The organism is Streptomyces sp. NPDC002671, from assembly GCF_053592475.1.
Window position 1 is genome coordinate 1 of record NZ_JBSFVU010000105.1, and the last position, 7695, is coordinate 7695.

Below are 7695 nucleotides of genomic sequence, written 5' to 3' on the forward strand. Positions count from 1 at the left end.
CCGCTCACCGCTCAACAAGCGGGCTTTGCCCGCCTGTTGATGCTTCTTCCGCTGCGCTCCAGAAGCGAGGAGCCGTTTCACGGCTCCAGGCCGGCCTCCGCTGTGCTCCAGCCACCGTGACGCTCCGCGTCACTCAGGATGCGCCACGCTCCGCGAGGCTCATCCCACGGGCCTGACGGCCCGGCAGTAGTCGAACGGGGGGCGAGGATGTGACCTCAGGTCCTGCGAGTGGCGCGAGGTGTCCGGTTGGTCCTCTGACTCTGTCACCCGAACGGGGCAAGGCTGACTGCCTGCAGTGAGCGGTACTGTGGCGGGGAAGCGGTAGTACCGCCGGGTTCGGGAGCGGTCGAAGATCTGCTTCAAAAGGTACCTCAGATCATACCTGGAAATGATCGTGCGTGGTGGTGCACCGGGATGGCGTGAACCGCTGAAGCTGCGTGACGTCCGCGAAATCGGGTGACGCCTCGTCAAGGAACAGCAATGTTCCCGTCTTGACCGTCTGTCGGCTTCGGGGCGTGAAACTTTGCCGTTGGTGCCTGCTGGGTGCCGTGTGCGCGGGACCGTGATGAGATGACACATTCTCCGGTCCTGCTGCGGATTGCGCCTGTGAGCAGGGAGACGACGTGGTCGCTCGTGTGCCGGGTGGCTGCCGCGTACGGCATGCACCCCGATCAGGTGCTCGGGCACTTCGCGGTCACCGGCTCCCGTCCCCGGCACGAGAGCGGCACAGTGCGGGCCGATGCGGAGCTCCTGCTCAACGAGGCCGGACGGCGGACGCTGGCCGAGCTGAGCGGAGTCGAACAGGACGTGCTGGGCCGGACACTGCCGGCCTTTTCTCACGAGGACGACAAGGTCGGCTCGGATGGGGGCCTGGCGCGCGCGGTATGGCGTGTGGGCGGGGCGGTGGCGGGACCGGTGGCGTTCGGCTGCCGCCCGTGCGCGGCACGGCGGTGCGGAGCAGGGGCGCGGGTCGTGCGCTATGCGCGGCGGTGGGATCGGGTGTGTGCCCGGCATGCGCGGTGGCGGCTGGACGCCGACGCCGACCAGCCGCTGGAATTTCTGGATCTACGGGGCCTGCCGGAGGTCGTGGCGGCGCGGCGGCGGTGGGCGGGGGTGGCTCGGCGCGCTGCTCGGGCTGGCGTGGAGGCGGAGCGGGTGTTCGGCCTGGCGCACGCGGTGGTGTGCCGCTGGTGGGACCAGGCTTTGCACTGGGAGCAGGAGGAGGTCTGGCCGCGCCGCCTGCACCAGGTCGCCGGCGGCAACGCCGGAGGTGATCTGGAGCGGTGGCGGATCGTGGGGCGGGACACAGTCGTTTTCCCCGAGGTGGTCGCCGTCGCGGAGGCCCTCTTGGACCCGGTCATGGCCGAGCTGGCGTGGCGCGACAGCGGGGAGAAGCATCCGCGGCCGCTGCCCGCCGACGGGGCGTTCTGCCGCCGGCTCGGCGAGCGGGTGGGACGGTCTTGGCTGGGGCCGCTGGCCGCGACCGACTACGGCGGGCCGCTGATCGGCTGGATGGGCAGCGTCATCCGCACCCGCCGCAGCACCGGCCACCCGCCCGGGTATCCGGAGGATCCGTGGCGGGTACGGCAAGAACACCAGCCCGCCACCATGACCGCCCAGCTGCGGGTGCTGGTCAAGGAAAGGCAGGCGGGCGGCTCGGGCACCCGGTGGCGAGCCATGGTCCCCGCCGAGCGGCGTACCCGGATCACCGGCCTGGTCGACGAGGCCGCAGAACAGCTGGCACAGGTGCGCGGCGCGCATAGCGGTGGCACCGCTGAGGTGGCCCGGCAGCTGCTGCACCACCTCAGCCAGAGCGCCGACCTCATCGAACAGGTCCTGGCGCTGACCATCGATGCGGCCCTGAAAGCCGGAGTGTCGCTGGAAGACGTGGCCCAGTGGTCGAGGCTGCCCGCCCACGTCCTGGCGGAAGCCTTCACCACCAGCCCGGACACCGGCGAGGAGGAGTAAGGCACCCGCCCACGGGGTGCAGGCGAGCCCCGGTGCACGCCCCGGCATCCGCGTTGCGGGGCGGTACCTCATTGCCCGGCGCTGTGTGATCGAAATACGCGAAGCCGCCCGTCAAACAGGCGGGGCAGGCTTGACTGAGGCTCGTGGGCGGCAAAGGCGCAGCGGCCGCATCGGGCGGCCGGTCACAGCACATGCAGGCGGATACCGGGTCCGGGTGGGAGGCGGTCTTCGTCGATCCCGTCGGGCGGGTGGTGCAACAGCGGTGGGCGGACGCGGCTGTTGCGGTGGCGTTCGAGGAGCTGGAGACAGTGTCGGCATTCCCGGTGGTGCCGGGGCAACGATGGGGGCCGGGCCGGTGGTGGTCGGCCACGATCGGTCGGCATGTGGCCTGCGGGTCGGCCGCGATGCGGGCGCAGCTGATGGTGCTGGACCGCGACCCTAAGGTGGTCGGCCTGGCCGGGCGGCCGGTCCGTGTGCTGTGGCGGGACGGCCGCGGTCAGGTGCGCTCGTGGGTGCCTCAGCTGTTTGCCCGCTACAGCGACGGCACCGCCCTGCTGGCCGACTGCCCCAGCCAACCGGAGGCCGGCGGCGAACGGGCGCAGAAGGCTGCGCCGGTCCTCGAGGCGGCGTGCGCGCAGGTCGGCTGGTTCTACCGGCGCCTTGAGCCGCTGGAGAAGGTACTGGCAGCGAACCTGAAATGGCTGGCCGGCTACCGCCACCCCCGTAACGCCGGCCGCCCTCGCCTCGCGGCCGCCCTGCACGAGGCGTTCACACAGCCGCGGCCACTGATCGAAGGCGCCGAAGCGGTCGGCGACCCGATCGAAGTCCTGCCCGCCGTCTTCCACGCCCTGTGGCACGGACAGCTCACCACGCCCCTCCAGACCCCGCTGCACGAGCGCGTCCTGGTCGGGCCGGGCACCCTCTCCGTCGTCAGCGACCCGACAAGCCGTCACGACAGCAACGACGACGATGCCCCAGGCGGTGCTTCCTGTGCCGGCCAGCAGTGTCCCGGGGGCGCGGCACGCGGCCGAACCTGCGGCCCGGACAGCGGGGGCGGGCGGTGAGCGGGCGGCGCCGGGGGAGGCCGGTGCTCGAAGTCGGAGCACACGTCCGCTTCCGTGATCGTGCATGGCAGGTGATCGCTCTGGCCGGGCAGCAGGTCCACCTGGCCGGTGAGACAGGAGAGGACGAGACCGTTCTGGCCGGACACCTGTTCGCCGACGGCTCCTTCAGCATCGTGGGGGCCGAGATGCCCCAGGCGGTGACGCAGTGGGGGCTGTTCGAAACCGCGCCCGAGCACGCGCGCCGCAAGGCGCTGGCCTGGCAGCGGCACATCCGTGAAGTGGAGTCCGGCCTGCCCGACGGGCCCGGCACCGGCGGGGTGCCGCGGGCCGAGTACGACCCCGACCGGTTCACACTCGCGCAGCGCGAGGAGGCAAAGGCCGCGGAGCTGACCGCAATCGGCTTCGGGCCCGTCTCGCGCACCACGGTGCAGCGCATGCGCCTGGCCTACCGCAAGCAAGGGCTGTGGGGGCTGGTCGACCACCGCACCACCCGCTGCCCCAGCCCGACCGGGCGTACCGACGCACGCGTCATCGCCGCGATCGAGGAAGCGCTGCGCAGGCAGCGCGGCCGTTCCAAGGGCACCATCACGGGCCTGACTCCCCTGGTCGCGCAGATCCTTCACGACCGGCACGGCCGCGGCACGGTGACCATGCCCTCCCAAGCCACCTTCTACCGGCTCATCCACCAGCTCGCCGACCCCGCCGAGCACCCCCACCGCCCCGCCCGCACTCTCCCCTCCCCGGCCGGCAGGCGGGCGTTCACCCCGACCGTGGCGCTGCGCCCAGGCGAACAGGTGCAGATCGACACCACCCCGCTGGACGTCCTCGCCGTCTTCGACGACGGCACCACCGGCCGGCCCGAGTTGACCATCGCCGTCGACGTCGCCACCCGCGCCATCCTCGCCGCCGTCCTGCGCCCGGCCGGCACGAAGGCCGTGGACGCGGCGCTGCTGCTCGCGGAGATGGCCGTCCCGCACCCGGCCCGCCCCACCTGGCCCGACGCCCTGCGCCTCGCCCACGCCCCGCTCCCCCAGCTTCAGCGGCTGATGAGCCTGGACGAACGGCTCGAGGGCGCGGCCGCCCGGCCGGTGGTGGTGCCCGAGACGATCGTCGTCGACCGGGGCAAGGTCTACCTGTCCACGGCGTTCACCGCCGCCTGCGAAACCCTCGGCATCAGCGTCCAGCCCACCCCGCCCCACGCCCCCGCCGCAAAAGGCATCGTCGAGCGCACCTTCGGCACCATCAACGCCCTGCTGTGCCAGCACCTGCCCGGCTACACCGGATCCGATGTCACCCGCCGCGGACCGACCGCCGAAACCGAGGCCTGCTTCAGCGTCGTCCAGCTGCAGGACCTGCTGGACGAATGGCTGATCCACTACCACCACCGCCCCCACGAAGGCCTGCGCCACCCCACCCTGCCCAAGAAAGCACTCACCCCGAACCAGATGTGGGCCGCCCTCACCGCCGTCGCCGGACACGTGCCCCTCCCCCTGAGCGGCAGCGACTACCTCGAACTGCTGCCGGTGCGCTGGCAGTCCATCACCGAACGCGGCATCCGCATCGACCACCGCACCTACGACGCGGACGTCCTGGCCCCCTACTGCGGCCAGCCCTCACCCGTCACCTCCCGGGGCGGCAAATGGGAGATCCACACCAACCCCCACGACGCCCGCCAGGTCTGGATCCGCCTGCCCGACGGCTATCTGACAGAGATCCCGTGCATCCACCGCGACCACATCCACCAGCCCTTCAACACCGCCACCTGGCAGCACATCAAAACCATCACCGCCCGCCACGGCGACCGCGACACCCACGAAGCCGACCTCGCCGACGCCCTCGACCAGCTCATGCGCCGCGCCCACGCCGGCACCGCCACCCCGGGCGAGCAGCGCCTAGTGACCCGCATCGCACCGCTGAAAACGCCCCCGACCGCGGCCGACACCCGCCCTCCTCACGCTCCTGACCCGCAGGCCGGCGGCTGGGACGACGACAGCCTCGACGAACTCGACGACCTGCCCGACCCGGAGCAGGCCGACAACGAAGACGAACCCGGCCCCGGCGACAACGCCCCCGTGCCGTACACCGGACTCGGCCTCTACGACCCCGCCCAGGAAGCCCTCAACTGGTGACCCACCGCCCGCACATCACCACCGCCAGCCGCTCCTCCAGCCCGGCAAGCCAGCCCGCCCGCGCCGAAGCAGACGCCCCATGGCCCAACGCGCACGAGGCCGAGCCGGAGTGGCCGATCACCACCTGGCAAGGCTGGCAGCACTTCGCCACCACCCCACCCTCCACCCCGCCCCAGCCCGGTGACCGGCCCCGCAGCCCGGAAGAACGCCTCGCTTACCACTCCGCGTTCGTCACCGTCCGCACCCCCGCCATCGACACCCTCGCCCGCCAGGTACGCACCCTGATGCTGCTCGGCCGCCACCAGCAGACCACCGCCCGGCCCTCGCTGATCGTCACCGGCCCCGCCGCGGCCGGGAAAACGACCGCCCTCCTCGAAGTCGGGCGCACCTGCCACCTCGCCCACACCCGCAAACACCCCACCCAGCCCGGACACACCCACCCGGTGCCGATCGCGTACCTGCTGGTGCCGCCCGGCGCCACCGCGAAGACCCTCGCCACCGAATTCGCCCGTTATCTCGGCATTCCCGTCACCACCCGCATGACCCAGGCCCAAATCGCCAGCGCTGTCTGCCACACCTACACCGCCGTCGGTGTCCGCCTGGTCCTCATCGACGAAATCCACCGCCTCAACCCCCGCACCACCACCGGCGCCGAAGCCGCCGACCTGCTGAAAGACCTCACCGAACGCATCAAAGCGACCTTCGTCTACGCCGGCATCGACGTCGCCGCCACACCCCTGTTCAGCGGCGTACGCGGCGCCCAACTCGCCGCACGGGCCAGCCTCATCACCTGCGGCCCCCTCCCCGCCCGCCACGGAAACACCCGCCCCTTCACCGACCTCATCACCGACATGGAATCCGCCCTCGACCTGACCCACCACACACCCGGCACACTCCCCCGCCACGCCACCTACCTCCACCAGCGCACCGCCGGCCGCATCGGAAGCCTCGCCCGCCTCATCCGACAAGCCGCCATCACCGCCATCTGCGACGGCACCGAACGCATCACCAAGAAGATGCTGGAATCCATCCAGCTCGACCACCTCGCCGAAGAACACAGACGCCCCCGCACCCACCAACCGGCCAGAGGGGCATGATGCGGCCGTGAAGAAGACCACGGATTCGCCAGCCGGCGAGGAGTTCGCTGCCCTCTGCCGCCGGGTGTGGGACGTCCTGGCCCCCGCCCGTACCCGCTACCTGGCCGACATCTCACCCCACTACGACGAGGTCTTCCACGAGGTCGCGCAGCGAACCGAGCGCACTGGCAGTCTCGGCAAGACGGACATCGCAGCCCTGGTCGTCTGGAAACGGCTCTCCGCACAGACCCGGTGGGTGACAGACCTGATGGCGTTGCCCGACACCAAGGTCCGCAAGGTCACCGACCAGGCCATCACCAAAGTCCGTGACACCAAGCTCTCGCGGGGTGAAGCCGCCCGTGCAGGGCGCGCCATCATCTCGGGACTGCCCGGCTTCCATACCGGCGACGCCCTCGCCTCAGCCGTCCTCACCGCAGCAGCACCCACGCGGATGGCCGTCTACGACCGCCGCGTCCAACACGCCCTCGACGCGCTCGGACTCACCCTCACCGCCGCCCCGGGACGCTACGGCCGCTACCTGCAACTCCTCGACGACCTCCTGCAACACGGCAGAACACACGCGGACGGCTGGACAGCCCGCGACATCGACACCGCCCTGTACTGGACCGGCGGGCCCGACCACACAGCAAGCCGCTGACCAGCACAAACCCGCACCAATCCTTTAGAAGCCGGAGACCAACACCAACACCACACCCCCGTTATCAACGAACCCCGAACAACCCCAGGCCAGACGCCGCGTCACCACCGCCTCCAACGCCCCGGAAACGCCCGCTCCTCTATCAGAAAACCCCCAACACCCCAGCCCACACCCCACCCACCACACCAACTAAAACCCCGAAATCACAAGGCGAGAGGGGGTTCGTTGGTGGCAGGCAGGTCGGCGCTGCGGGCGCATCAGGTCGAGGCGGTGGACGCGGCAGTCCATGCCCTGGGGAACGTTCCGTCACCTGGTGTGGGGCTGCGGGCGACCATCGTTTCGGCGTGCGGGACGGGCAAGACGTTGATGGGTGCGCACACCGCCTTGCGGGTGGCGCGCTCGGGCCGGGTATTGGTGCTGGTGCCGACGCTGGACCTGCTGGTGCAGACGGTTGCCGCCTGGCGAGAGGCGGGTCGTGCCGGGGCGATGGTGGCGGTCTGCTCGCTGAGGGCGGATGCAGAGCTTGCCGCTGCCGGGGTGCGCTGTACGACCGATGCCCGGCGGCTGCTGGGGTGGGTCGGCGGGGCGGGGCGGCTGACAGTCGTAGCTCGAGCCGACCCGGCCCATGCTGCGGCGGATGCCGTGGCGGCGGCAGACCTCGGCGAAGGTGGCCGCGCTGTACTGGGCTCCTCTGTCCGTGTGGAAGACGACGCCGTGGACCTGACCGCCGCGGGCGGCCACGGCCATCTCGATCGCGTCGGTGACCAGCGAGGTGCGCATGTGGTCCGCGATCGACCAGC

At 71.2% G+C, this 7695-nt stretch carries 5 protein-coding genes and 2 pseudogenes; 6 read left to right on the plus strand and 1 reads right to left on the minus strand.

Features of this window, described 5'->3' with window-relative positions; all coding sequences use genetic code 11:
- Positions 1–570: 570 nt before the first annotated feature.
- The 6 genes and pseudogenes from ACWD35_RS44145 to ACWD35_RS44170 all read left to right on the plus strand — a co-directional run.
- Positions 571–1968, plus strand: coding sequence for a DNA-binding protein (locus tag ACWD35_RS44145; RefSeq protein ID WP_451356971.1), 1398 nt, complete (start codon positions 571–573; stop codon positions 1966–1968).
- Positions 1969–2216: 248 nt separating this feature from the next.
- Positions 2217–3032 carry a TnsA-like heteromeric transposase endonuclease subunit gene (locus tag ACWD35_RS44150; RefSeq protein WP_451356972.1) on the plus strand — a complete coding sequence of 272 codons (816 nt, stop codon included), beginning with the start codon at positions 2217–2219 and terminating at the stop codon, positions 3030–3032.
- Between the two features lie 23 nt (positions 3033–3055).
- Positions 3056–5161, plus strand: coding sequence for a transposase (locus ACWD35_RS44155; protein ID WP_451356973.1), 2106 nt, complete (start codon positions 3056–3058; stop codon positions 5159–5161).
- Positions 5162–5277: 116 nt separating this feature from the next.
- Positions 5278–6258, plus strand: coding sequence for a TniB family NTP-binding protein (locus ACWD35_RS44160; protein WP_451356975.1), 981 nt, complete (start codon positions 5278–5280; stop codon positions 6256–6258).
- Positions 6259–6265: 7 nt separating this feature from the next.
- Positions 6266–6895, plus strand: a complete 630-nt coding sequence (locus ACWD35_RS44165) for a hypothetical protein (protein ID WP_451356974.1) — start codon at positions 6266–6268, stop codon at positions 6893–6895.
- Between the two features lie 270 nt (positions 6896–7165).
- Positions 7166–7312, plus strand: a pseudogene (locus ACWD35_RS44170) (hypothetical protein); the annotation flags it as partial.
- Between the two features lie 183 nt (positions 7313–7495).
- Here the strand turns inward: ACWD35_RS44170 and ACWD35_RS44175 are convergent.
- A pseudogene (locus ACWD35_RS44175) lies at positions 7496–7695 on the minus strand (DDE-type integrase/transposase/recombinase); the annotation flags it as partial.